This window comes from Nitrospirota bacterium (assembly GCA_040757595.1).
Classification (GTDB): Bacteria; Nitrospirota; Nitrospiria; order Nitrospirales; family Nitrospiraceae; genus JBFLWP01.
The window spans coordinates 46,968-70,454 of sequence record JBFLWP010000009.1; the positions used below are offsets into that span (position 1 = coordinate 46,968).

Here is a 23,487-nt window from a genome sequence, read left to right on the forward strand (position 1 = left end):
ACCTATGTCGCGTCCCTACGTGTTGCCGCTCGAGTCCTGCTCCGATCCGGCCCTCGCCGGCGGCAAGGCGACGGGCTTGGCACGGCTGATCCGCCTCGGTTTTCCGGTCCCACCCGGCATCTGTCTGACCACGGAAGCCTATCGGGACGGTGTGCATGCCCTCGGTCTGGCCCCTCAACGGGCATGGCCGCGCATCGCCGACGCACCGGAAGCGGAGCGGAGCCGGGCCCTGGAAGAGCTGCGGAGGTCCTTGACGGATGTCGCCCTTCCCCAGAAGGTCCGCGAACTGCTGGAGCAGGCGCTCGACGGGCTCGGCGTCGCCTCGGACCGGCTCTGGGCCGTCCGCTCATCGGCCACCGATGAGGGCTCAGCCATTGCCACCTGTGCTGGGATCTACCGGACGAGGCTCGGCGTGCGCCGCGAGGCCATTCCCCGGGCTGTTGCTGATTGCTGGAGCTCCTTGTGGAGCAAGGCGGCGGTCGCCTATCGGGACCGGCTCGGCAAGACGGCCCCGCCCGAGATGGCCGTGCTGCTCCAGCCGATGCTGGCCCCCCGCGCAGCCGGCGTCGCCTTCTCCCGCCACCCTGTCACGGACCAGCCGCACGTGGTGATCAACGCGGTACACGGGCTCGGAGAGCCGCTCGCAAGCGGGCTCGTCCAGCCGGACCAGTATGTGGTGGAGGTCGGCACGGACTATCCGTCGTCCCGGTTGCTCGAAGGGCCCAGCGAGAAGGACCGGCCCGAACAGGAGCACCGACCGCCGGCCCTGCAACCCTCGGAGGCGCTGGCCCTGGCCGAGCTGGTGAAGAAGGTCGAGCAGGCTCTCCAAATGCCCGTGGACCTGGAATGGGCCATGGATGATCGGGGCATTTGGCTGCTCCAGGCCAGGGCCATCCCTTCTGCGCGCACGGCCTTGACCGACCTCACGAGCGTCTGGTCCCGCGCGAACTTCAAGGAGACCATGCCGGATGTGCCGAGCCCCCTGGGTCTGTCGTTCCTCGAGCAGTTCATGGAGCGGAACATCGTGCGGCCCTACCGGGAGCTGGGCTGCACGGCCCAGCCAGGCCTCTCCTCCGTGCGGATTGTGAACGGGCGGCCCTACATCAACGTGAGCCTGTTCCAAGGCTTCACCGCGCAACTGGGCGGCGATCCGACTCTGGTCACCGAGCAGATGGGGGGTGAGAACCTGCCGCTGCCGCCCCTGCCCCCGCGACTGCCCTGGTGGAAGCTGTTCCGCGCCGGGCTCATCATGGAGCGGCGGATTCGCCGCGCGGCCAGGCTGGGTCCCGCCTGGTTCGCCGAGCTCAAACGGCTGGGCGAGACGGAAGCGGGCGATTCGGTCCTGGCCCTGCCCCCCCTCGAGCGGCTGGCCCGGCTGGACCATCTGGGCCGACGCCTGCACGAGGGGGACCTGACCTTCGCCATCGTGGCCGCCGTCTCTCAGGGACTCTATGCCCTGGGCTTGCTGCTGGAGCGCCGGGCCGGGCCGGACTGGCGGGCCCTGCTCAACGCCTCGCTGCAAGGCTTGGGGGACGTCATCAGCGCGCAGCAGATTCTCCTCCTGCACCGGCTGGCGGACAAGGCCCGCCGCGAGCCGATCGTGCAGGCCTACTTCACGGCCCAACCCTTCGACCCGTCGGGATTCCGCCGGCAACTGGCGGGCACAGCCTTCCTTGAGGAGTTCGACGCCTTCCTCGGAGAGTACGGCCACCGGGCCGTCGGAGAGTCGGACGTCGCATCGCCGCGCTTCTCCGAGCGGCCCGAGCATTTCCTGGAGGTCATCCGGGTGCACCTCCTCGAGTCACCAGCCCGGCAGGCCGATGACATCCTGCGTGAGCAGGAGTCGGCGCGCCGGCAGGCTTTGCAGGAGATCCACCGGCGATTCGGCTGGCGCGTGCCTCTCCGGCTGGTCTTCGCCTGGTGGTACCGGCGATTGGCCCGGTACCTGACGCTGCGGGAAGCCAACCGCCACGCGCTGATGTATTTCACGGCCGCCACCCGCCGCCTTCTCCTTTCTCTCGGCGCACATCTGGTAGAACGGGGTGTCCTGACCGGACCGGACGACGTCTTTTTCCTGACGGCCGAGGACCTGCAGGAGGCGGTCTTCGGGATCGAACGTGACTGGAGGGGACTGGTGGCGGGCAGACGGGCCGAGCGGAAACGGCACCTCGGTGAAACGGCGCCGGACCTCCTGATCGGCCTGGCCGGCCCCCAGCCCGACAGGCCCGCCCAAGCGGGGGCGATCCTGGCCGGCATCGCGATCAGCGCCGGCTATGCCGAAGGACCGGTGCGCGTGCTCCGCAGACCGGAGGACATGAGGACGGTCAGGAAGGGGGAGGTGCTCGTGGTGCCGGTCATTGACCCGGGCCTGGCTCCGCTCATGGGGCTGGCCGTCGGGCTGGTCGTGGAAATGGGCGGCACCCTTTCGCACGGAGCGATCATCGCCCGCGAGTACGGGATCCCGACCGTGGCCAACGTGCCCGGCGCGACGCGCCTGCTCAAGGACGGGGAGCGGGTCGCGGTGGATGCCTCCCGCGGCACGGTGAGCCGGCTGAACTCTCCCTGGCGGTTGGCGGGAGGATGAGTCCCTTGACCGGTCCTTACCGCACCGCGACGTGGGCGCGGCGGTTCTGCTTCCAGCAGGCGACGCTGTGCTCGGTGCAGACCGGCCGTTCCTTCCCGTAGCTGGTGGTCTCGATCTGCGAGGACGGCGCCCCCTTGGCCTCCAGATAGCGCCCGACGGCCTTCGCCCGCTTCTCGCCCAGCGTCAGGTTGTACTCGATCGTCCCCCGCTCGTCGCAGTGCCCCTCGACGAGCACCTGCTTGCCGCTCTCGGTCTTCAAGTACTCGATGATGGCGTCCAGCGCGCCCTTCTCGTCGTCCTTCAGCACGGCCTTGTTGTAGTCGAAATAGACGTCCACCGGCTCCGGCACCGGCGCTGCTGGGGGCGCCGCGGCTTGAGCCTCTGCCTCCCGCGTCTGCTCGACCGGCGGGGGTGGGGAGGGCGGAGGGGGTTCCTCGACCCGCTCTTCGACCTTGGGCGGTTCCGGCTTCGGCGGCTCCGGTGGCGGGGGCGGCGGCTCCTGCTTGACCACGGGCGGGGGCGCCGGCTCCGGCGCCACCGTGGACCCGCTCACCCCGCTGCAGGCCGCGAGCAGCGCGAGCAACCAGAACATCCCGAACAGGCTGGTCATCCGAACAAGGGAACGCATCACCGACGATGCCATGATGGACCTCGTGCAGGCGGCTCGGTGCAGTCGAGCGGGCCCCGGTCACGGCCGCTCACGTCGCGGGCTACCATTACCACAGGAGGCGGGGACTTGCGAGTTTTTCTTTACTAGGTAGTCGCCCGGTTCGGTCCCGGTCACCGCTTGGGCAGCGGCTGGCCGGCCCAGCCGGCCTTGGAGGCAAAGCCTTTGCCATACCGGTCGTACAGCTCGAAGAACTGGTAGGCCTTGCAGTCGGTGAGCACTTCCTTGATCTCGGTGAGGTACCGTTCGAAGGAGTACTGGAAGATCACGCCCTGGCCCCCGACCAATGTGACGGTCCGCCGGACCGGATCGATCGCGCTCTCCTGGTGGAAGACGTACCGATAGTAGGGACTGTCCGGCCCGCCGACGTGCTCGAGAAATTGCGCCCAGGTGGGCGGCCGGTCCATGGACAGCCGCTCCCTGATGCTCACGCCCTTCACCGGTCCGAACCGTTCGAAGAACTCCTTGAACATGGTGTCCCGCCAACGATGCTCGTCCGCAACGTGGTGGATCGCGTGGTCGAACGGGACCACCGTGTGGGTCTCCCACCGGGAGCCGGGCGCCCAGTGGAAGATCACGCCGTCGGTCGGGCCGCTCCAGCCGGTGCCGCCCACTTGCTCCACCTGATGCTCGATGATCTTGTTGGCCCAGACCCAGTAGGCGAAGTCCAGGAAGCGCGGGTCTTTCGTCGTGATCGTCAGGGCATCGGCGCGCAGCGGGGTCTCGGGATTGTAGCTGGTCCGCACGGCGTTGCACCGCTGTTGCCATTCCTCCTCCGACCAGGCGGCGCCGCTCACCGGAAAAGCCCAGGCTTGGCCAGACGGAGCGGCCAGCAGCCAGAGCGATCCGGCGATCAGCAACAGGTGGTTCATGCTAATTCTCCCCTTCGTCCAGCACCGTCACGCTACCTATTGTACCGCAATCCACCGGCCTCCGTCCGTTCCTTGACGCCTTCGCCGGTTTCCCGTACTGTAGGGACCGGCCCCGCGAGGAACGTCCCATGCCCGACCCGACATCCCTCCCGTTCGGCCTCGCTGCCGGCTTCCTGGCCGGCGCCCTCCTCGCCTGGCTCTGGGCCGCGGCCGCCGCCGCCGAGCTGCGCAAGCAGGCCGACGAGGCCCGAACCGACCTGGTCCGACTGCGCGACGAGCTGGCGGCCGCGCAACAAGCCCGCGTGGCGGCGGAAACGCGCGGCGAGGAGACGCTCAAGAGCCTCCAGGAGCAGAAGGCGCTCCTCTCCCAGGCCCGGCAGGAGATGGCCGAGGCCTTCAAGGCCCTCTCCAGCGAGGCCCTCAAGACCAACAACGAGTCCTTCCTGAACCTGGCCAAGACCACCTTCGCAACTCTGCACGCCGAAGCCAAAGGCGACCTCGCGCAGCGGCAGCAGGCGATTGACGGGCTGATCAAGCCGCTGCAGGACGCTCTCCGTCGCTACGAAGAGCAGATCCACCTGATCGAGCGGTCCCGCCGCGAGGCCTACGGAGGGCTCGACCAGCACCTCAAGTCGCTGGCCGAGTCCCACCAGCGCCTGCAACAGGAGACCGGCAACCTCGTCAAGGCCCTGCGCGCGCCGACGGTGCGGGGACGCTGGGGCGAGATCACGCTCAAGCGCGTGGCGGAGCTGGCCGGCATGGTGGCCCACTGCGACTTCATCGAGCAGGCCAGCGTGGCCACGGACGAGGGGCGGCTCAGGCCCGACATGATCGTGCAGCTCCCCAACGGCCGCCAGATCGTCGTGGACGCCAAGGCCGTGCTCTCGGCCTACCTAGAGGCCCACGAGGCCCAGGACGAGGCCCAGCGGATCGAGCGGCTCAAGCGGCATGCGGCCCAGGTCCGGAGCCGGATCGAGGAACTGGGCGCGAAGGCCTACTGGGCCCAGTTCCCCCAGGCGCCGGAGTTCGTCGTGCTGTTCCTGCCCGGCGAGCATTTCCTCGGCGCGGCGCTGGACCAGGACCCGACGCTCATCGAAGACGGCTTCGCGCAGGGCGTTGTGCTGGCCACCCCCACGACGCTGATCGCCCTGTTGCGCGCCGTCGCCTACGGCTGGCGGCAGCAGCAGCTCAACGAACATGCGCAACAGGCCGGCCGGATGGGGGAAGAGCTCTTCGAGCGGGTCTCGGTGCTGGTCAAGCACATGGAGGACGTGGGACAGGCGCTGGACCGGGGCGTCCAGGCCTACAACAAGGTGCTCGGCTCCTACACGAGCCGGATCCTGCCGACCGCCCGCCGCCTGAAGGAACTGGGCGTCGCGTCGGACAAGGAGCTCCCGCAACTGGAGCCGCTGGAGCAGGCGCCGAAACCGGCGCCGTCCGGAGAGCCAACCGGAAAGGATCGCGCATGACCGACGAGCAGCGGATGGTGGACGAATTCCACCGCCAGTTCGAGATCAAGACCGCCCAGATTCCGACCGTGCCGGACGAGGCCACCGCCGCGCTGCGGGTCAGGCTGATCCAGGAGGAGTTCGACGAGCTGCGGGAGGCCCTCTCGCAGCGGGACCTGGCGGCCGTCGCCAAGGAGCTGGCCGACCTGCTCTACGTGGTCTACGGAACCGCGGTTTCCTGCGGCATCGACATGGGGCCGGTCTTCCGCGAGGTCCACCGGTCCAACATGAGCAAGGTCGGGGGGCACAAGCGGGCGGACGGGAAGTGGGTCAAGCCGCTCTCCTATTCGCCCGCCAGCATTGCCCCGATCCTGGCAGCGCAGACGGACGGAGTGGAGCGTCCCGGCTCGAGCTCGATCACGGATACGCTCCAGCCGGGCAATTTCGCATGACGGGAGGACACCGCCGATGCTGCCGACCTGTCCGCAATGCGGCCGCGACTTCGTCAAACGGACCCATCGCGAGGGGCTGCTCGAGCACGTCCTGAGCGCGGTCTACGTCTATCCCTACCGGTGCCAGCTCTGCACCCACCGGTTCCGCGCGATGGAGTGGGGCAAGCGCTACACGAAGCAGGCGATCGACAAGCGCCAGTATGACCGGTTCACGGTCAGCGTCCCGGCCCTGCTCCTGAGCGATCTCGGTCGCGGGGAGGGCACGGTCGTGGATCTCTCGATGGGCGGCTGCGGGATGGAGACGGGAGTGCCGCTGCAAACCGGAGCGCTCGTGCAATTGGAGCTCAGCCAGGAGGCGGGGGAGAAGCCGATCTTGGTGGAGTCGGCGGTCGTCCGCTCGGTCAGGAACAAATTCGTGGGCCTGCAATTCCTCCGGCTTCAGCCCGAGGACGAGCTGCGCCTCAGCCGGTTCGTCCACAGCCTCTGGGCCACATCCAAAAGATAAAGGTGAAGTAGGAAGGATGAAGTTATGAAATAAGGAGGTTAATGGCGTCGCTTGACGGTTTTCACGGTGGCAACAAGAATCGCCATGAGTTCGTCCGCCTCTTGATGCACAGGCTCAACCCGATCCCGGGAAGCAATGCCCCTCTCATTGAGTAGCTCCAGCTAATAGAGAGTCTCTTCGAGTTCCTGTAATCCACCTTCGATCTTGCTAATGAACTCGGCTGTTGAGCGGGCCCGCCTCGACTCGCGATAATGGGCTCCCACTGACGTCCCACTTCGTAGGAGCTGCTTCCCCAACACCTGGGCTTCAGGACTTCTGGGGAGGGAGGAGTACAGCCTGATGACCTTCAATGCAAAAGCCTTGGTTCGAGGCCCTATGTCCTTCTCACTTGAACCAGGCATTTCTCCACCTTCAGACTTCAGCGTTCATACTCCATACTTTCACCGAGCGTCACGAGGATGTTGTCGATCAGCCGGACGCGGCCGATCCGGACCGCGCCCAGGAGCACGGCGGTCTTCGTCACCCGCGCGAGCGGCTCCAGCCGGTCCGGGTCGCAGACGTCCAGGTAGTCCACCTCGACCGAGGGTTCCGTCGCGATCACCTGCTGCATGGCCTTCACGACCTGGCTCCCGAACCGGACGCCCCGGAGGATGGCGGTGCGTCCAGCCTGCAGGGCCTCGTGCAGCACCGGCGCGACGCGGCGCTGGGCGGGTGTGAGGTACCGGTTGCGTGAGCTCAGCGCCAGCCCGTCAGCCTCGCGCACGGTCGGACAGACGACGAGACGCACTCCCAGGTTCAAGTCCCCGATCACCCGCCGTACGATCACGGTCTGCTGAAAGTCCTTCTGGCCGAAGAAGGCCGATTCCGGCTTGACGAGACCGAGCAGCTTCGTCACCACGGTCGCCACCCCCTCGAAGTGCCCGGGCCGGTGCGCCCCTTCCCAACGTCGCGCCAGGTCCGGCACGGACACGGTCGTCTGAAAACCGGCCGGGTACATGTCCTCGGCGGACGGAGCGAAAAGGACGTCCACCCCTTCGGCGCGACAGAGGGCCGCGTCCGCCTTGAACGGCCGGGGATAGCGGGCGAAGTCCTCCCCCGGCCCGAACTGGGTAGGGTTGACGAAGAGGCTGACGACGACCGCGTCGCAGGCGAGCCTCGCTCTGTGGATGAGCGAGCGGTGTCCCTCGTGGAGCGCTCCCATGGTCGGCACCAGGCCGACCACGACGCCCTCCCGGTGCAGGGTACGGCTCCAGGCCGATAGGGCTTGAGCTGACCGGATAATCCGCATCAGAACGCTGAGGGCTGACGGCTGGGGACCCGTTGCTCTTCTGATGCAACGGGCGTTGCTGATGGCCCTAGACGCGAGCCGTAGCGTGGGCTGGGCTGCGGGTCGAGCCGGCGCACCGTTGCCGGATCGGCGAGGTGGTCGAGGAGGTCCTTGATGGTTCGGTGCAGGACCGGGTGGATCAAATCTGGGGCCAGCTCGGCCAGGGGAGCCAGGACGAAGCGCCGGAGATGCAGGCGGGGATGGGGCACGACGAGGCCCGCCTCATGAAGAACCCGATCCCCATAGAAAAGCAGGTCCAGATCGAGCGTGCGGGGCCCGGCGCGATGCTCCAAGTCGCGTCCCAGGGCCTTCTCCACTTCCCGGCAGACATCCAAGAGCCGATGGGGAGGAATCTCCGTCTCGAGCCGCACGACCCCGTTCAGGAACCAGCCGCTGCCCGGCCTGGCCCCGTCGTCCACCGGCTCCGTTTCGTAGAGCGAGGAGACCCCGGTCACTTGCGAGGCGGGGAGGAGGCCCAGGAGCGTGACCGCCCGGTCGCAGAAGTCCAGCCGATCCCCGACGTTGGACCCGAAGGCGATGTATACGATCTCGCGGCTCATACGCGCCCCGCAGCGGAGAGCAAGTGACAAGCGAGCAAGCTGACAAGTGTGGTTGGCTCATGAGGTATATAAGCCTTGGCCGTGTTCTCACCGTTCAGCATGGAAGCATTTGACATCTTAGTGGTCTCTGGCTAGAGTCTGCCAGCTAGAGGAAACCATTACACCAGTTCGGGCGTCTACTTCAAGCTAGACCACGCCATTACTGTAGTGCGCGATCACATGGGCCTGGAACAAGACATCGAAGACATCCGAGCCGGAATTAAAGCTGGCCGCTTCTCGAATGAAGCATCAGTGTCACAGGGCATTGTGCTTCGGCTTCTCCATGCGCTCGCTTGGCCCGCATATGACACACAGGTCGTATGCCCTGAGTATCCCCTCGATGGAAGACGAGTTGACTTCGCGCTCTGTCACCCTCCAGGTAAACCAATCGCATTTATCGAGGTAAAACAAATCGGTCAGAGCGAAGGTACGGAACGGCAGCTCTTCGAGTACGCCTTCCACGCCGGGGTCCCGCTCGCTATCCTGACAGACGGTCAGGAATGGAATTTCTTCCTTCCGGGGGAGCAGGGGGACTACGGTGAACGCCGGGTATACACACTTGACATCGTCGGACGAGACATCATTGAGTGCGTGTCGCGGCTGAATCGCTACCTTAAGTATAGCGCCATCACTTCCGGCTCAGCGATTCAGGCTGCGCGAGATGACTATCGCGACGTGTCGCGTGAAAAGCAAATGAAGGCCACTCTGCCGAGTGCTTGGACGAAGCTTGTTACAGACGAAGACGTTCTCTTGCTGGAGCTAGTCGCAGATCAGGTTCAAAGTCTGTGTGGCTATAAGCCAGACCTGGACACCGTTGCACGGTTTCTTAAGGAAAACGTTGCCTTGCGCTCAACGCAAACCACACACGTACCACAGTCGTCGCGAGCTCCTGTTCAGTCCTCACAACCGGCTTCCCCCGTCGGCAGTGCAGCCCGTTCTCTTAGCTCAATAGGTTTCGTCCTCAACGGAACACATGTTTCCGCTAGGAACGCGATTGAGGTCTTGATCGCCGTGCTGGAGGAACTGGCTAAACGGGATGCGTCGTTTCTTGATCGCTTTGCGGCGCTTCCGAAGCACGGCCGCACTCGACGATACGTCGCGCGTAGGCCCGAGGAGCTTTATCCAGGTCGTCCAGACCTCGCACGCGACTATTCTGTGCAACTCACTTCAGGATGGTGGGTCTGTACGAACCTTAGCAGAGCGGCAATAACGCGAATCATTGAAATGGCCTGCGAGGTCGCGCGCATCGTCTTCGGTCGCGATCTTGTAGTTACTCTGGGCGAGTGAAGTGATTGAGAAAAATGGTCGGGAGTCGTTTCGTGACACGATGTCCAATGCGGCTCGTGGAGTGCCCGGCCACAGGTAGGCGGAAATCAGAACATTGGTGTCAAAGACTGTGCGCCGAATCCTGGCCATCTCGGACTTGGCGGACAATGGCGGCGATCTTGGCGAGAGAGAGCTTCTTGAGGCGCTTCCGCTTGGCGATGGTCGCGGCGTAGTCGTAGATGGCCGGCCCATTTCTTCGTCGGGATCGAGCGGACCCAAGCGATTCGACGAAATTTAAGACGGCGGCCTGTTTTCCGGCTGGAAGTCTTTGCAACTTTTCCCAGATCACACTCGTGACGGTTTGGGAACTTCTGCTCATGGGACACCTGCGATGAACGATAGCATTAATTATACGCCGCGTCATTCTGTACTGCTAGCGATGACCATCCGCCCGCTCTCCTAAAACCCGGCTTTCCTGATGCGTTCAACCGCTTCCGCCAGCCGCTCCTTCGTGGTGGTCACGGTCATCCGGATGTAGCCCTCGCCCGGCTCCCCGAAGCCGTTCCCCGGCGTGGTGACGATCCCGGCCTTCTCCAACAGGTGCGCGGTGAAGGAGGCGGAGGTGTAGCCCTTGGGCACCGTCACCCAGACGTAGAAGGCCGCTGGCGGCGGGTCCACGTCCAAGCCCAGCTTCTGCAACCCCGGCACCAGCACGTCCCGCCGCTCCTGATAGGTCTTCCGCAAGCCGTCCGTGAGCTGCTCGTCCGATTGGAGCGCCGTGATCCCCGCCTCCTGCACGGCCTGGAAGGTGCCGGAGTCCAGGTTGCTCTTGATCTTCAAGAGCCCGTTCAGCACCTGCTTGTTCCCCACGGCGAAGCCGATCCGCCAGCCGGTCATGTTGAAGGTCTTGGACAGGGAGTGGAACTCGATGCCCACCTCCTTCGCCCCCTCCGCCTCCAGGAAGCTGGCCGGCCGCTTCCCGTCGTAGAAGATCTCGGAATAGGCCGCGTCGTGGCAGACGATGATTTGATGCTCCCGGGCGAAGGCGACGACGCGCTTGAAATAGTCCTTGCCCGCCACCACCGAGGTCGGGTTGTTGGGCGAATTCAGGAACATGAGCTTCGCCTTCCGGGCCACGTCCCCGGGAATCGCGTCCAGGTCGGGGAGGAAGCCGTTCTTCTTGAGGAGCGGCATGACGTGTGAAACGCCGCCCGCGAAACTGGTCGCCACCGGATAGACCGGATAGCCGGGGCTCGGCACCAGGACCACGTCACCTGGATCAATGAAGGCCAGCGGGATGTGGCCGATCCCCTCCTTCGAGCCGATCAGGGTCAGGACCTCGGCGGCCGGATCCAGCGTCACCTTGAACCGCCGCTGGTACCAGTCGGCGACGGCTTTGCGGAAGGAGAGCAGCCCCTCGTAGGAGGGGTATTGATGGTTCTTGGGGTCCGCGCAGGCCTGCTTCATGCGCTCGATGATCGGGGCCGGCGTGGGCAGGTCCGGGTCCCCGATGCCCAGGTTGATGATGTCCACGCCCCGGGCGAGCGCCTTCTGCTTCATCTCGTCAATCGCCGCGAACAGATAGGGCGGCAGGGTCTTGATGCGGCTTGCGTACTCGATCGGAAATGCGGCCATTCGCTTGCTCCTTTCAGTCGCCTGCTCTCAGCCGTCAGCTTCCCCCTCTCCCTAGCCCTCCCCCTTGAAGGGGGAGGAGGAGGTGGGGGTGCTGACTGCTGACGGCCTGTTGCTTAGTCCGCACAGGGTACTTCAGAAAGAGGCCGGCAATCAACGGCGGGGCTTACCGCAGAAGGATCTGGCAGCTGTGCGAGCCCTCATCAACGATCGCGGTTCGGTCTGGCCACAACGGGGCGAAATGAGAGCATGATTTCCTTCCCCGATTTGTATCTATTGCCAACCCTTTGCACAAGACCCTTCTCTACCAGCGCATTAAAGTCTCTGGTCAGCGTCTTCGCCGTCCGATTTGCGTAAGTAGCAGCGATTCGTGGATTCTCTTCAAGTAGTTTGGCAAGCGGTATCGGGTCGTCATGAGAAGATAGCGCAATGACCAGGTTGCACCTTCTCTCGTTTACTGGAGAGGAATGCCCCTTTAAGATCACATGAACATAGTTTTCCCATGAGATCTGCCATTGCTGCTTATGAATGAAGTCGATTTGCGCACGTAATCCATCGACAAATCCTTGCAATGCATAAGTGATGAACGGGATAACTTCGCCACTTGACCGACTAGACTGATTCAGTTGCCGGTAATACTCAGAACGAGTTTGGTTGTAATGGTTGCTTAGCAAGTGAGCAGCCGAACTTGGCACTCCGGAAGAGACGAGAATAAGCAACTCAATGAGACGAGCTGTTCGGCCATTTCCATCACCGAATGGATGTATCCAGGCCATATACAGGTGAGCGAGGATAGCTTTGATGATCGCAAACACGAGGGCGAGCTGTGGCATATCTTGTGGCGGCTGAAACGTCGGACCGTTCAGCCAATCGCAAAGACGCTGGAGCAAGTATTCACAGTCTTCCGGTGGTACTGCCCTGTAGCGCGCCACACCAACCGAGTGCTCTCGTATTTTTCCCGGAACCACTTCATCCGCAAGCTTCAACTTGTCGAGCACGCGACGGTTAAAATCCTTGATCGTCTCCGGGCTCAAAACTGGTGGGCTGCCCTTTTCGATCTCTCCCAGTATCAGATTGCAAGTGTTAATAATGTTTTCGGTTTCTTGCCCCAGGTACTCCCTTGACGGCGGTAAACGTAACTTCCCTTCTAACTGTTTGAGTACCTCCTCTTCGGTCAGCGTATTCCCTTCAATCGCCGTAGTAGCTAGCACCCCCTTAGCTAGGTAGATGGCGTGTAAGCGCTTAGCGGCATCCGGAGCCAGTATGACGTTGGATAAGTGTTCGCATTTGGACTTTGCCTCACCCAGAAGCATCCACAAAGTCTGAGTCCGACACGTGAGGTCGATCGAAAAAGTTATCCAGGGATGAGTGTTTTCGTATGTCCTGGTCATTGTCCAAATTTATGTCCTAATATGGTGTTTGTTTTTCAATATCTTGTATTTGTTTTTGTTAAATATGTGTCCGCAAATTTACAGCCATTGTACCGCGAACTATTCCCGTTTTCAATCTGCTGAAAATTTAGTTAGGGAGGGCTTTGAGCTGTGGTCAGCTAGTAAGGTGCTCGATGAGGAAGCTCGCCCAGTCGTGCAGGCGGGACAGGTGCGGCTCGGCTTCCCGGAGGAGGGCAGCGGGACTCGTTCCGGCTCGGCGGACATCCTCGGGGCATTCCCGGCAGAGGGCCTCGATACCGGCCCGTTCCATCTCCAGGTGAAACAGCAGCCCATAGGCCCGTTCCCCGTAGCGGAAGGCCTGCAGACAGAGGTCGGACGTGGCGAGCGGGACGGCGCCGGCCGGGAGGTCGAAGATCTCCCCGTGCCATTCGAACACGGAGGCCGGTTCGGGCAGCCGGCTGAAGATCGGGTCCTTGCGCCCCTCTTCGGTCAGGCGGATCGGCGTCATGCCGAGCTCCAGCGCCGGACCGGGACGGACCGGTGCGCCCAGTGCCCTGGCCATGAGTTGCGCGCCGAGACAGACGCCCAGCACCGGCTTGCCTAGTCGGATCGTGCGCCGGATGAACTCGATCTCCTGCTCGATCCAGCGGTCCGGATCGTTGACCGACATGGGCCCGCCCATGACGAGGAGGAAGTCCCCGGCCTCCTTGGGGAGCCCCTCTTCGGGCACGAGGCGCCGTTCGAGCCTGTACTCCCGTCGTGCGAGCAGCGGCTCGAAGATCCCCGGCCCTTCAAATGGGACGTGTTGCAGGCAGGTGGTGCGCGTAGGCAGAGCTCCGAGAGTGTGAGCGCCTAACAGAGCATAGGGAGGGATGAGACGTCAAGACCGCCCTGGCGCCAGGTTACGCTGGCTGGTGATGCCCGTGGTGGTGGCTGTGGCGCTGGTCATGGACCACCGCGTGGCCCCGGCCGCGGCTGATCAGCCAGCGGTTCACCGGCAGGGCGGCGACGAAGGCCAGCGCGAGCCCCAACCTCGTGGGCTGTCATGATCTCCTCCATCCCTCGTGTGGCTTGGCTCACGCACCCATCTCCCAGATCAGGACCTCGGCTCCTGTTTGGCCGTCGGCGGTCAGTCTCCGGTCCCCGGCCGAAGTCAGACGGACCGCGTCTCCGGTGTCGAGCGGTCCCGCTCCCTCCAGATCGGCGGCTCCCCCCGCGACGTAGAGGTGGACGAACCGGGCGTCGGGCACCGCGACCGTCTCGCCAGGCTTGAGTCGCCCGCCCCAGAGGACCGCGCCCTTCTGCCGGATCGAGATCGCCGCCTCATGTCCGCGGCCCGAGGCGATCGGCACCAGCCCGCCCTTGGCCAACTCGGCCGAGATGTCCACCTGCTCGTAGCCGGGGGTGATCCGCTCCCGGTCCGGGAGCACCCACATCTGAATCAGGTGCAGATCCTTGTCCAGCCGCGGATTCATCTCCGAGTGCCAGATGCCGGTCCCCGCGCTCATCCGCTGGGCCAGGCCGGGATAGATGATCCCCCTGTTCCCGACCGAATCCTTGTGCTCGACCTCCCCGTCCAGGACCCAGGTGACGATCTCCATGTCCTGGTGCGGGTGGGTGCGGAAGCCCGTGCCGGCCTTGATCACGTCGTCGTTGCTCACGAGCAGGAGCCCGTGGCGGACGTTCCGCGGATCATAGTGGTCCGCGAAGCTGAAGCTGTGCCGTGAGTCGAGCCAGCCGATCTTCGTGTGGAACCGCTCGTGGCTGCGCCGGATGTCGATGGCGGGCCTGGTCATGGCGGCCTCCTTTCCCGACCCTGCATGGGTCAAGCCGTACTGGTCATAATAATCCTAGTTAGAACTATAATCAACCCCTTCGACTATCCCGCCTTCCGGGCGAGGCTCGCGCGGGATTGACGGCGGCGGCGCAAGTCCGCGTCACTCCACCGTATTCCCTCTGGCCTCCGGCGCGCGGGCTGCGTTACAATGGCGCCATGAGGCACCGGATCAAGAGCGCCGAGGATCTGGCCTGGTTGCTGGAGCACACCCGTTCCTTCCAGGGCGGGCAGGTCACGGACCTCCACATCCAGAAGAAGCGGCTCCTGGACGAGGACTCAGGCCGGGAGGTGACGGCGGGCACCATTGTCACGGCCATCATCCGGTATCACCTGGTGGTGCGGGGCACCGTCGGCCTCTTCACGGTCTCCCGCGTGGCCAAGCTGACCATGACCGGCGCGACCGACTTCTCCGTCTTTGAGCAGGAGGGGGCCGACTGCTCCGAGATCGGCGTGATCCATGCGGAGGCCTCCGGCGGCCGGCTGCGCTTCTGGTTCGACCCGTGCGGGGAGCTCTACGTCGTCTGCGACGAGGCCGAGCTGGAAGAGGTCTCCACGCCCGGCCCGCCCAAGCCGACCGGGCTGGGCATGACCGAATGGACGTTCCAGGCTCCAGCCGGCGAGCTGCCGGCCGTGGCCTGGTTCCTGGAGCACCTCGATCAGGCGGGACTGCCCTGCGTCTGGCGGGAGCTCAAACGGTCGGCCGCTTCCCACGCGGCGCTGCGGTGGGGCGGGGTCCTCGCGCCAGCCTCCGACCTAAGCCTGCTCCAGCGCGGCCCGGAGGCGCCGGGCGGCGTCCTGATCCAGGCCTATGGCCCGCTCGACGGCAGCGACTTCGTGATCACCCTGCGGGCCGCCGATCCCCACGAGCTCGGCGCCTGCCGGCTGCTGAGCGCCCTGGCCGACCTCATCGCCCGCACCTTCCCCGGCACCTGCCTGGCCGGCAACCAGGTCATGGGGGGCGAGGAATGGCTCGCCTCGCACGGACGGGGCCGGTGGGACCGCGCGTCCGATTTCAGTTGATCTGTTTGGGGGAGAAGACCTGCAGGGAGCGGTTCGGCTAGTGGGAGGCCGCGGCGGAGCCGTTCTTCCGATTCACGCACTCGACCAGGTGCCAGAACCGCAGCGGGTTGACCTTTTCCTTCCTCGCCACCAGCAGCGACGTCCCTTCCAGCACGTGGCTCAGCGCGAGATCGGTCCGGAACCCGATGTGCTTGCAGAGCGGGGAGATCGCCTTTTCGACCGCGGCGATCAGCTTGTTGCCGTTGCTGAAGTGGTTCAGCATGACGATGCGCCCGCCCGGACGGCAGACGCGGATCATTTCGTTGACGACCTTGCGGTAGTCCGGCACGGCGGTGACGACGTAGGCGGCCATGACCGTGTCGAAGGCGTCGTCCGGGAACTCCATCCGGCCGGCGTCCATGCGGACCAGCTCCACGTGCTGGAGGCCGTAGGCCCGGACCCGCGCCTCCGCCTTCTCCAGCATGCCGGCGGAGAGGTCGATTCCCACCACGCGGCAGTGGCGGGGGTAGACGGGCAGGGAGAGGCCCGTGCCCACCCCGACTTCCAGGATTTGCTCGCCGGGTTTGACGCCCAGGCGGCGGACCGCCGCCTCGCGCGACTCGTGGAAGATCCGGCCGAAGACCTGATCGTAGAAGCCCGCGTAATTCGAGTAGACCCGTTCGACTTTCTCCAGATCCATACGCCCTCCGTCTCACGCCCGTGCCAGTGCCACAAATCCGCCCCGGCCTGAACCACGGCCGCGGGAGCAGGCATCGCGACGATGTGGTGAGCGGGAAATCCTCACGAAGGCGGGAAACCCGGATCGTGAAGCGTTATCGAGGAGGCCCGCCTGCGCAAAAAAACGGGTGGTACTCTACCGAAGTTCGCCGAAAGAGTCAACGGACTGGCGCAGGTGCGGGGCCAGGGGCGCGGGGCACGAGGCTCAGGGGACCGTCACGCGTGATGCGTCACGGCTTCCTTGCCCCGTGCCTCGAACCTCGCGCCTTCCGATCTCCTGAACGGTGTGGTATCGTGCCCCCGATGGTGCTCGCCGGGCTCTTCGCAGGACTCCTGATTCTGGCCCTGGTGCTGGGCGACTGGTTCCACTTCACCAGCCTGACGGTTGCGAGCAGCCGCTACGGCTGCCGGGTCGGCCTGGTGCAGGACCCGTCGCCCTTCCCGCCGCTCGCCGCCCTCCGCGAGCGGTTCGACCGGGGCGGCGTGCTGCAACTGCCGAACGGCGTCGCGCGCCTGTTCGCCGAGGAGCGGCGCATCCTGCTGCGCCCGCAGTATGGACTCCTTTCCCGCCGGTTCCGCACGGCCTGGCCGATCAAGGGCTCCGTCGAGCTGGAGCCGGACGGGGAAGCCGTGCGCGCGACCTGCGTCAAGCGCGTCCCCTGGTCCTCCGCGGTCCTCACGCTGATCTGGTTCCTGCTCGTGGGGGTCGGCACGCTGGCCTTCGCCGTCGCGTTCCTGATCGAGGGGGGGCTGGCGTCGCTCGGGAGCCTGTTGATGGGACTGGGAATCGTCGGCCTGGGGCTGCTCGTCCTGGCCTTCGGCCTGGTCACGGTCCTCGTGGCCTACCGTCTGGAGGACCAGCGGTTGACCCTGGCCTACCAGGATCTGCGCGGCGCGCTCCTGCAAAACTGACTGCCGCGAGCCTGCCCCGTCCCCGTGCTACCCGGGCGGCGGGACGACCCGAGCGGTCACCCTCGTGCCGGACCGCAACTCGTCGGTGCCGCGAAGCACCACCTGATCGCCGGCCTTGAGGTCGCCGAAGACTTCCACGAGACTGCCCGACGGTTGCCCCCGCCGCACGGTCACCCACTCCGCCTTCCCGTCGCGGATCAGGATGACGAAGGTCAGCTCGGTCGTGGTGACGACGGCTTTGGCCGGGACGAACAGGCTCGGGCGAGAGCGGCGGACCGGCCACTCCACTTCCGGGAACATCCCCGGGGCCAGGCGCTCAGAGGGATTGGCCACGTCCAACTCGACCGGCATCGTGCGCGTCTTGACGTCCACCGATTGGGCGATCCGGGCGATCGTGCCCCGGAAGGTCTCGGCCGGATAGGCCGGCACGGTGAAGGGAACCGTCTCGCCCGGCGCGAGGCCGCCGACGTAGGCCTCCGGGACGGGGACCATGAGGCGGAGATGCGAGGTCTGCTCGACGTGCAGCATGTGCTCGGTGCCCCCCGGCCCGCCTCCTTGAGGCCCGACCAGCGCGCCCGGATGCATGTGTCGCTCGGTGACGACACCGTCGAAGGGCGCGGCGATGATCAGGTATCCCTCCATCTCCTTGAGGGTCCTCACCCGGGCCCGATCCGCTTCCACGGTCTTCTGCGAGACCTCCAGGTCGTTGGGCGCGACCACGCCCGGCGTGGCCGAGGCGGTGCGCAGCCGCTCGTAGGTGACCTGGTCCGCATGGAGCTTCGCCTCGGCCTCCAGGCGCTGCGTCGTGAGCTCGGGGGCGACCAGACGCACGAGCACCTCTCCCTTTTTGACCCGCGAGCCCCGATCCACGCCGATCCACTCGATGATCCCCGTCACCTTCGGGTAGAGGTCTACGCTGAGGAACGGCTGCAGCTCACCGGGCAGGCGGACCGTCCGGTTCAACGTCTGCTCGACGACGGGCACCACCTCCACGACCGGCTCGCCGTCCGGCTGCGGCCTGGCCGGCGGCGTCTCCTGTCGGACCGCGGGCGCGGACGGCGGCTCCCCGGATGGCTTGGCGGTGGAGTCCCCGTCCCTGCGCAGCACGAGCAGGAGTGCGACGATAAGGAACAGGCCCACGGCGACGCCCGTGACGACTTGCACTCGGCTCATGATTCAGCGGCTCCTTCAACGGCCGACGGGCGTCCCGGCTCATCGTGATAGGCGCTCTGGGGATCGTCTGGGTCCAGGGACGGGGAGAAGGCCGAGGCTCGGCCCTTGATCAGCGTAAAGACGAGCGGGAGCACTGTCAGCGTCGCCACCGTCGCGGCGAGGAGCCCGCCGATGACGGCCCGGCCCAACGGGGCGGTCTGCTCGCCGCCCGTGCCGATGGCCATGGCCATCGGAACCATCCCCGCGATCATGGCCATGCTGGTCATGAGGATCGGCCGCAGCCGGCCCTTGGCGCCCTCGACCGCAGCCTCCGGCGCCGGAAGGTCCTCGCGCCGCCTCGTCTCCGCGAACGACACGAGCAGGATCGCGTTGGCGACGGCGACCCCCGTGGCCATGATCGCCCCGAGGAAGGACTGGACGTTGAGCGTCGTGTGGGTGAGCAGCAGGGCGACGAGGATGCCGACCAGCACGGCCGGCATCGTGGACAGGACGACCAGCGCGTCGCGCAGGGACTGGAAGTTGGCCGCGAGCAGCAGGAAGATGACGGCGATCGCGAGCCCCAGCCCCGCCTTCAGCCCGTCCAGGGTCTGGCGCATCGGCGCCACCTGGCCGCGGACCGTCACGGTCACGCCGCGGGGCGGCTGTCCCAGGCGCGCGATCGCGGCCTCGACCCGGCGGGCCGCCCGGCCCAGGTCCTCGCCGGCCACGTTCGCGGTGACGGTCATCATCCGCTGCATGTTGTAGCGGGCGTACTCGCCGATCATCGTGCCCTGGGCCACGTGGGCCACGTCCTGGATCAGCGGGCGGAGCGCGCCCGTCGGCATCGCGGGGATGTTCTGCACGTCCTCGAGGCTGGCCATCTGGAACTGCGGAATCTCGATCTGGACCTGGTAGGCGTTCCCGGAGGTCGGATCCCGCCAGAAGATCGGCTGGACGAAGCGGCTGGAGGAGGTGGCCGACACGAGTGCGCGGGCGACGTCCGCCATGTTCACGCCCAGTTGCCCGGCCCGGACCCGGTCCACCGACACCTCCACCGTGGGATAATCCAGCGGCTGTCCGTACTGGAGGTCCCGCAGAGTCTGAATCTGCCCCAGCTCCTGCATGAGCCGCTCGGCGTAGGCGCGGTTCGCCTCCAGCTTGGGCCCGCTGATCGCTACCTCGATCGCGGTGGGGGACCCCATGCTCATCGCCTGGCCCACGATGTCCCCGGCCTCGAAGGAGTAGCGCGTGCCCGGAATCAGCGCGGGCAGCTTCCGGCGCAGCCGCTCTTTCAACTCCTCGACCGCGATGCCGCTGTCCGGTTTCAAGGCCACGAGGAGGACCGCTTCGTGCGGCCCGCTGGTCCAGAGGTGGATCGTGTTCACGGGATAGCTGGCCGGCTGCACCCCGACGAAGCCTTGCGAGATCGAGACGTTCTCCGGGCCGGCCTCCGCCTTGATCGCCTCCAGCACCTGCCGAGCCAGGACCTCGGTCCGCTCGATCCTGGTCCCGTCCGGTGCGCGCAGCCGCAACTGGAACTGTCCCGTGTCCACCGCCGGAAACAGTTCCATCCCCATCCGGCCCGACAGCCAGACGATGACGAGCCCCGAAGCGACCAGGTACGCGCCCACCACCGGCCAGCGCCAGACGAGCAGCGTCCGGAGCAGGCGGCCGTAGGCGGCCTGGAAGGAGGCGAACGAGAGCCGGCCCTCCGAGGGCGCGGCCCCGTGCTCGTGGCGCAACAGCCAGGTCGCGAGCACGGGCACGAACGTGCTGGCCAGCAGATACGAGGCCGCCATCGCGAACCCGACCGCGAGCGCGAGCGGCACGAAGAGGGCCTTGCCCACGCCCACCATGAAGAACGAGGGGATGAAGACGGCGAGCACGCTGAGCATGGCCACCAGCCGGGGCACGAGCACCTCGCGTCCCGCATCCAGCGCTGCCCGGGCTGGCGCCTGCCCCCGGGCCAGGTGGACGTGGATGTTCTCGATCGCGACGGTGGACTCGTCCACGAGGACGCCCACGGCCAGGGCGAGCCCGCCGAGCGTCATGACGTTGATCGTCTGGCCGACCGCCCAAAGCGCGACGACGGCGGAGAGCAGCGCGAACGGGATCGTGAGCAGCACGATCAGGGCGCTCCGCCACTCCCGCAGGAAGAGCAGGACCATGAGCCCGGTCAGCACGGCGCCGAGCGCCCCTTCGGTCACGAGCGACCGCACCGCGTTCTTGATGAAGACGGACTGGTCGAATTCGAAGCTGATCGCGATGTCCTCCGGGACCAGCGACTGGAACCGGGGAATCGCCTCCTTGACCCGGTTGACCACGGCCAGCGTGGAGGCGTCGGCCCGCTTGGTCACGGGGATGTAAACCGCCCGGTGCCCGTTGACCAGCGCGTAGGAGGTGAGGATGTCCGTGCCGTTCTCGACGTAGCCGATGTCGCGCAGGTACACGGTGGCGCCGGCGCCGGCCCGGATCGGGAGGTCGCCGAACTCGCGGACCGACGGGATCACGGCGTTGACCGACGCGATCGTCGTCAGGTCGCCGATCCGGACGTTGCCGGCCGGCGCCACCACGTTCCCCTTGTTCACCGCCTGCACGACCTCCTCCGGAGACATCCGGTAGGCGCGCATCCGCTCCGGGTCCACGTGGACGACGATCGTGCGGGCGTTTCCGCCGAAGGGCGGCGGCGCCGACACGCCGGGGAGGGTGGCGAACATGGGGCGGACTCGGAAGAGAGCCAGGTCCTGGATCTCCCCGAGGCTTCGCGTCTCGCTCCGGAAGATGAGCGAGCCCACCGGCACGCTGCCCGCGTCGAAGCGCACGATGAAGGGCGGCACCGTGCCCGGAGGCATGAAGGCCCAGGAGCGGTTGACGTAGGCCACGGTTTGGGCCAGGGCCTGGTTCATGTCCGTGCCGGGATGGAAGAACAGCTTGATCAGCGCAGCCCCCTGGACGGACTTGGACTCCACGTGCTCGATGCCGGTGATGTAAAGGAAGTGGTACTCGTAAAAGGACACGAGGTAGCCTTCCATCTGGGATGGGTCCATGCCGGAGTAGGGCTGGGCCACGTAGATTGCCGGCAGTCCCAGCTCGGGGAAAATGTCGATCGGCATCCGGGTGAGGGCCAGGGCACAGCAGAGCGCGATCGCCACCACCGCGACGAGCACCGTGATCGGGCGCCGCATGGCGCCGAGCATGAGCCACATGGGTTACTTCCCCCTCGCGGCGGCCGTCCGCACCAGGTCCAGGAACGGTCCCAGATCGCCCCGCGCGCCGGCGAACCCCAGGAGCGAGCGCCAGACCCCCAGGCGCGCCAGGGCATCGTCAATGGAGGCCTGCACGACCAGTTGCTGGGCCTCGGCCACCTCGACCACCGTCGCCAGCCCCGACTGGTAGCGGGCCCGCGCCTGCGACTCGGTGTCGCGGGCCGCGGCGAGCTGGATCGGCGTGTTCTCGGCCACCCGGCGAGCGCCCATGACCGTCGCAGCGGCTTTCTGATGCTTGCCGGTCAGGGCTTGGAGCACCTGCTCGTAGATCGCGAGCTCGGCCTGCTCGTTCTGCTGCTCGGCGAGGCGTTTCGCGCGGATCGAAGCGAAGTCCATCAGGGAGAAATTCACCTCCAGCCCCGCGGCCCAATTGGGGACGTCCGGGAACATCCCGCTGGCGCCAGGCCTCGGGGTGCCGCTCCGGTCCCAATTGCTCCCGCGGCTGAAGAAGATCCCGAGGAGGTCGAACCGCGGGACCCAGGCCCGGTCCAACGCGTCCTTCCGCTTCCCGTAGACGTCCGCCGCCGCCTTCTGGGCCGTGGCCCAGGGATGGGCCCAAGGGGCCGGGTCTGGCAGCGTGCGGGCCTCCGGCAGGCTCAGCAACGGGTCCGTCTGCACCTCGACCGGATACCCGGCCAGGCCCATGACTTCGGCGAGCGTCGCCTTGGCCACGTCCGCCGCCTGCTCGGCCTGGATCAACTGCGTGCGCGCCATGGCCAGCTCGGCCTGGGCGCGCGACGCGTCCACGCCGGGCCTCAGCCCGCTCTTGACCAGGACGCCGACGGTGTTGGCGAAGACCTGCCGCCGCTCCACGTTCGCCTTCATCGCCTCCACGGTCTGCTGCGCCATCAGGAGCCCGAAAAACGCGTCCCCGACGTTCAGCCCCACGTCGAGCTGCGTGACGGCCAGGCCCAACGCCTGCTGCCGCTCGACGGCGCGCGCCGAATCCACGTTCGCCGCCCGCAGGCCGAAGTCGAACGGCTCCCAGGCCGCCGCGGTGCCGGCCGCGCTGCCCCAGGCACCCCGATAGGAAATAGAATCACCCTGGCGGCCCCAGATGGGGGGCGTGTAGGGAGTCATGAAGAACAGACCGGACTCCTTGTTGAAGGTGGCCATGTTCTCCTGGATGCCCATTTCCACCCGCGGGAGGTAGGCCGTGCGCGCCAGGTCGATTCCGGCCCTGGCCGAAGCGATCCGTGCGACCGAGGCGCGAATGGACGGGTAGTGATCGAGCCCGTACTGGATGGCCTGATCCACCGCGAGCGGCGAGGGAGGCAGCTCAGGCGGCTGGGCGCTCGCAAGACCGGCCTCGGCCCACCGGACGAACGCGAGCAGGGCCATCACCAGCGCGACCGGCTGACTCACGATCCGCTCCATCCGTCAGGCTCCGCGCCGGGCATGGCGATCCTCCAGCACCTCCTCGACCAGCTCCTTGATCTGCTTCCGGGCCTGCCCGAGGGCCCAGCGGCCCGTCGCCGTGATCCGGTAGCACTTCCGCCGGCGGCCGGCGTGCAGCTCCGACGCGCACCGCAAGTAGCCCTCGGCCTCGAGCCCGTGGAGCATCGGGTACAGCGTGCCGGGGCTGAGCCGGTACCCGTGCCGGGCCAATTCCTCGGACAGGTCCACGCCGCAAACCGACTCGGAGGCCGCGTGATAGAGGATGTGGGTCCGCACGAACCCCAGGAAGAGCTGCCGCATCAGACGTTCGGCCAGACGGGACCGGGCCTGGCCGTCAGCTTCAACCGAAGAACGCGCCGACGGGTTCGCCGCACGTGCCATGGGCCGCCTCCTTGATTACGATCACCGATATCGAATTGCGATACTAAAGGCCGATATTTCA

Annotated in this window: 21 protein-coding genes; 7 read left to right on the forward strand and 14 right to left on the reverse strand. The window is 66.2% G+C overall.

Annotated elements, in window-relative coordinates; genetic code table 11:
- Positions 1-4: 4 nt before the first annotated feature.
- Positions 5-2,584 carry a PEP/pyruvate-binding domain-containing protein gene (locus AB1411_09750; protein ID MEW6543879.1) on the forward strand — a complete coding sequence of 860 codons (2,580 nt, stop codon included), beginning with the start codon at positions 5-7 and terminating at the stop codon, positions 2,582-2,584.
- Between the two features lie 16 nt (positions 2,585-2,600).
- Here the strand turns inward: AB1411_09750 and pal are convergent, their stop codons facing one another.
- Both pal and AB1411_09760 read right to left on the reverse strand, forming a co-directional pair.
- Positions 2,601-3,194, reverse strand: coding sequence for a peptidoglycan-associated lipoprotein Pal (gene pal / locus AB1411_09755; GenBank protein MEW6543880.1), 594 nt, complete (start codon positions 3,192-3,194; stop codon positions 2,601-2,603).
- Between the two features lie 170 nt (positions 3,195-3,364).
- On the reverse strand, positions 3,365-4,123 hold the full coding sequence (locus AB1411_09760; protein ID MEW6543881.1) for a hypothetical protein: 759 nt from the start codon (positions 4,121-4,123) through the stop codon (positions 3,365-3,367).
- A gap of 128 nt (positions 4,124-4,251) precedes the next feature.
- Here AB1411_09760 and rmuC point away from each other — a divergent pair, with 128 nt between their 5' ends.
- Genes rmuC through AB1411_09775 form a run of 3 tightly spaced genes read left to right on the forward strand, consistent with a single transcriptional unit; the run spans position 4,252 to position 6,528 of the window.
- Positions 4,252-5,592: a DNA recombination protein RmuC gene (rmuC, locus tag AB1411_09765; GenBank protein MEW6543882.1), complete on the forward strand. Its 1,341-nt coding sequence runs from the start codon at positions 4,252-4,254 to the stop codon at positions 5,590-5,592.
- Positions 5,589-6,023, forward strand: coding sequence for a nucleoside triphosphate pyrophosphohydrolase family protein (locus AB1411_09770; protein MEW6543883.1), 435 nt, complete (start codon positions 5,589-5,591; stop codon positions 6,021-6,023). Before rmuC ends, AB1411_09770 begins: the two co-directional genes overlap by 4 nt.
- A gap of 16 nt (positions 6,024-6,039) precedes the next feature.
- Positions 6,040-6,528, forward strand: a complete 489-nt coding sequence (locus AB1411_09775; GenBank protein MEW6543884.1) for a PilZ domain-containing protein — start codon at positions 6,040-6,042, stop codon at positions 6,526-6,528.
- 161 nt (positions 6,529-6,689) lie between these two features.
- Here the strand turns inward: AB1411_09775 and AB1411_09780 are convergent, their stop codons facing one another.
- The 3 genes from AB1411_09780 to folK are packed head-to-tail and all read right to left on the reverse strand — an operon-like array spanning position 6,690 to position 8,415.
- Positions 6,690-6,929: a four helix bundle protein gene (locus AB1411_09780; protein ID MEW6543885.1), complete on the reverse strand. Its 240-nt coding sequence runs from the start codon at positions 6,927-6,929 to the stop codon at positions 6,690-6,692.
- 17 nt (positions 6,930-6,946) lie between these two features.
- Positions 6,947-7,816 (reverse strand): pantoate--beta-alanine ligase, encoded by an 870-nt coding sequence (gene panC, locus AB1411_09785; protein ID MEW6543886.1) that lies wholly within the window; start codon positions 7,814-7,816, stop codon positions 6,947-6,949.
- Positions 7,816-8,415 carry a 2-amino-4-hydroxy-6-hydroxymethyldihydropteridine diphosphokinase gene (gene folK, locus AB1411_09790; protein ID MEW6543887.1) on the reverse strand — a complete coding sequence of 200 codons (600 nt, stop codon included), beginning with the start codon at positions 8,413-8,415 and terminating at the stop codon, positions 7,816-7,818. The genes panC and folK overlap by 1 nt, the downstream gene beginning before the upstream one ends.
- Before the next feature lie 219 nt (positions 8,416-8,634).
- Between folK and AB1411_09795 the strand changes: the two genes are divergently transcribed.
- On the forward strand, positions 8,635-9,741 hold the full coding sequence (locus AB1411_09795) for a type I restriction endonuclease (protein ID MEW6543888.1): 1,107 nt from the start codon (positions 8,635-8,637) through the stop codon (positions 9,739-9,741).
- Positions 9,742-10,179: 438 nt separating this feature from the next.
- On the opposite strand, the gene AB1411_09800 is transcribed toward AB1411_09795, so the two are convergent.
- The 4 genes from AB1411_09800 to AB1411_09815 form a co-directional block, all read right to left on the reverse strand.
- Positions 10,180-11,355 (reverse strand): LL-diaminopimelate aminotransferase, encoded by a 1,176-nt coding sequence (locus tag AB1411_09800; protein ID MEW6543889.1) that lies wholly within the window; start codon positions 11,353-11,355, stop codon positions 10,180-10,182.
- A 200-nt stretch (positions 11,356-11,555) separates the two neighbouring features.
- On the reverse strand, positions 11,556-12,665 hold the full coding sequence (locus AB1411_09805) for a Fic family protein (protein MEW6543890.1): 1,110 nt from the start codon (positions 12,663-12,665) through the stop codon (positions 11,556-11,558).
- Positions 12,666-12,897: 232 nt separating this feature from the next.
- Positions 12,898-13,473: a type 1 glutamine amidotransferase gene (locus AB1411_09810; GenBank protein MEW6543891.1), complete on the reverse strand. Its 576-nt coding sequence runs from the start codon at positions 13,471-13,473 to the stop codon at positions 12,898-12,900.
- A 346-nt stretch (positions 13,474-13,819) separates the two neighbouring features.
- Positions 13,820-14,539 (reverse strand): pirin family protein, encoded by a 720-nt coding sequence (locus AB1411_09815; GenBank protein MEW6543892.1) that lies wholly within the window; start codon positions 14,537-14,539, stop codon positions 13,820-13,822.
- 197 nt (positions 14,540-14,736) lie between these two features.
- On the opposite strand from AB1411_09815, the gene AB1411_09820 reads away from it, so the two are divergent.
- Positions 14,737-15,600 (forward strand): hypothetical protein, encoded by an 864-nt coding sequence (locus AB1411_09820; protein MEW6543893.1) that lies wholly within the window; start codon positions 14,737-14,739, stop codon positions 15,598-15,600.
- 37 nt (positions 15,601-15,637) lie between these two features.
- Here the strand turns inward: AB1411_09820 and AB1411_09825 are convergent, their stop codons facing one another.
- Positions 15,638-16,279 carry a methyltransferase domain-containing protein gene (locus tag AB1411_09825; GenBank protein ID MEW6543894.1) on the reverse strand — a complete coding sequence of 214 codons (642 nt, stop codon included), beginning with the start codon at positions 16,277-16,279 and terminating at the stop codon, positions 15,638-15,640.
- 332 nt (positions 16,280-16,611) lie between these two features.
- On the opposite strand from AB1411_09825, the gene AB1411_09830 reads away from it, so the two are divergent.
- Positions 16,612-17,229, forward strand: coding sequence for a hypothetical protein (locus AB1411_09830; protein MEW6543895.1), 618 nt, complete (start codon positions 16,612-16,614; stop codon positions 17,227-17,229).
- Positions 17,230-17,256: 27 nt separating this feature from the next.
- Here AB1411_09830 and AB1411_09835 read toward each other — a convergent pair whose 3' ends face one another.
- Genes AB1411_09835 through AB1411_09850 form a run of 4 tightly spaced genes read right to left on the reverse strand, consistent with a single transcriptional unit; the run spans position 17,257 to position 23,426 of the window.
- Positions 17,257-18,402 carry an efflux RND transporter periplasmic adaptor subunit gene (locus AB1411_09835; protein MEW6543896.1) on the reverse strand — a complete coding sequence of 382 codons (1,146 nt, stop codon included), beginning with the start codon at positions 18,400-18,402 and terminating at the stop codon, positions 17,257-17,259.
- Positions 18,399-21,587 (reverse strand): efflux RND transporter permease subunit, encoded by a 3,189-nt coding sequence (locus AB1411_09840; protein MEW6543897.1) that lies wholly within the window; start codon positions 21,585-21,587, stop codon positions 18,399-18,401. The genes AB1411_09835 and AB1411_09840 overlap by 4 nt, the downstream gene beginning before the upstream one ends.
- Positions 21,588-21,590: 3 nt before the next feature.
- Entirely contained in the window at positions 21,591-23,024 is a 1,434-nt protein-coding gene (locus tag AB1411_09845) for a TolC family protein (GenBank protein ID MEW6543898.1), read from the reverse strand.
- 3 nt (positions 23,025-23,027) lie between these two features.
- Positions 23,028-23,426, reverse strand: coding sequence for a helix-turn-helix transcriptional regulator (locus AB1411_09850; protein MEW6543899.1), 399 nt, complete (start codon positions 23,424-23,426; stop codon positions 23,028-23,030).
- Positions 23,427-23,487 lie beyond the last annotated feature (61 nt).

Coding starts and splice junctions, on each gene's coding strand:
- AB1411_09750 (MEW6543879.1), top strand. CDS start 5: ATGTCGCGTCCCTACGTGTTGCCGCTCGAGTCCTGCTCCGATCCGGCC.
- pal (MEW6543880.1), bottom strand. CDS start 3,194: ATGACCAGCCTGTTCGGGATGTTCTGGTTGCTCGCGCTGCTCGCGGCC.
- AB1411_09760 (MEW6543881.1), bottom strand. CDS start 4,123: ATGAACCACCTGTTGCTGATCGCCGGATCGCTCTGGCTGCTGGCCGCT.
- rmuC (MEW6543882.1), top strand. CDS start 4,252: ATGCCCGACCCGACATCCCTCCCGTTCGGCCTCGCTGCCGGCTTCCTG.
- AB1411_09770 (MEW6543883.1), top strand. CDS start 5,589: ATGACCGACGAGCAGCGGATGGTGGACGAATTCCACCGCCAGTTCGAG.
- AB1411_09775 (MEW6543884.1), top strand. CDS start 6,040: ATGCTGCCGACCTGTCCGCAATGCGGCCGCGACTTCGTCAAACGGACC.
- AB1411_09780 (MEW6543885.1), bottom strand. CDS start 6,929: ATGCCTGGTTCAAGTGAGAAGGACATAGGGCCTCGAACCAAGGCTTTT.
- panC (MEW6543886.1), bottom strand. CDS start 7,816: ATGCGGATTATCCGGTCAGCTCAAGCCCTATCGGCCTGGAGCCGTACC.
- folK (MEW6543887.1), bottom strand. CDS start 8,415: ATGAGCCGCGAGATCGTATACATCGCCTTCGGGTCCAACGTCGGGGAT.
- AB1411_09795 (MEW6543888.1), top strand. CDS start 8,635: ATGGGCCTGGAACAAGACATCGAAGACATCCGAGCCGGAATTAAAGCT.
- AB1411_09800 (MEW6543889.1), bottom strand. CDS start 11,355: ATGGCCGCATTTCCGATCGAGTACGCAAGCCGCATCAAGACCCTGCCG.
- AB1411_09805 (MEW6543890.1), bottom strand. CDS start 12,665: ATGCTTCTGGGTGAGGCAAAGTCCAAATGCGAACACTTATCCAACGTC.
- AB1411_09815 (MEW6543892.1), bottom strand. CDS start 14,539: ATGACCAGGCCCGCCATCGACATCCGGCGCAGCCACGAGCGGTTCCAC.
- AB1411_09820 (MEW6543893.1), top strand. CDS start 14,737: ATGAGGCACCGGATCAAGAGCGCCGAGGATCTGGCCTGGTTGCTGGAG.
- AB1411_09825 (MEW6543894.1), bottom strand. CDS start 16,279: ATGGATCTGGAGAAAGTCGAACGGGTCTACTCGAATTACGCGGGCTTC.
- AB1411_09835 (MEW6543896.1), bottom strand. CDS start 18,402: ATGAGCCGAGTGCAAGTCGTCACGGGCGTCGCCGTGGGCCTGTTCCTT.
- AB1411_09840 (MEW6543897.1), bottom strand. CDS start 21,587: ATGTGGCTCATGCTCGGCGCCATGCGGCGCCCGATCACGGTGCTCGTC.
- AB1411_09845 (MEW6543898.1), bottom strand. CDS start 23,024: ATGGAGCGGATCGTGAGTCAGCCGGTCGCGCTGGTGATGGCCCTGCTC.
- AB1411_09850 (MEW6543899.1), bottom strand. CDS start 23,426: ATGGCACGTGCGGCGAACCCGTCGGCGCGTTCTTCGGTTGAAGCTGAC.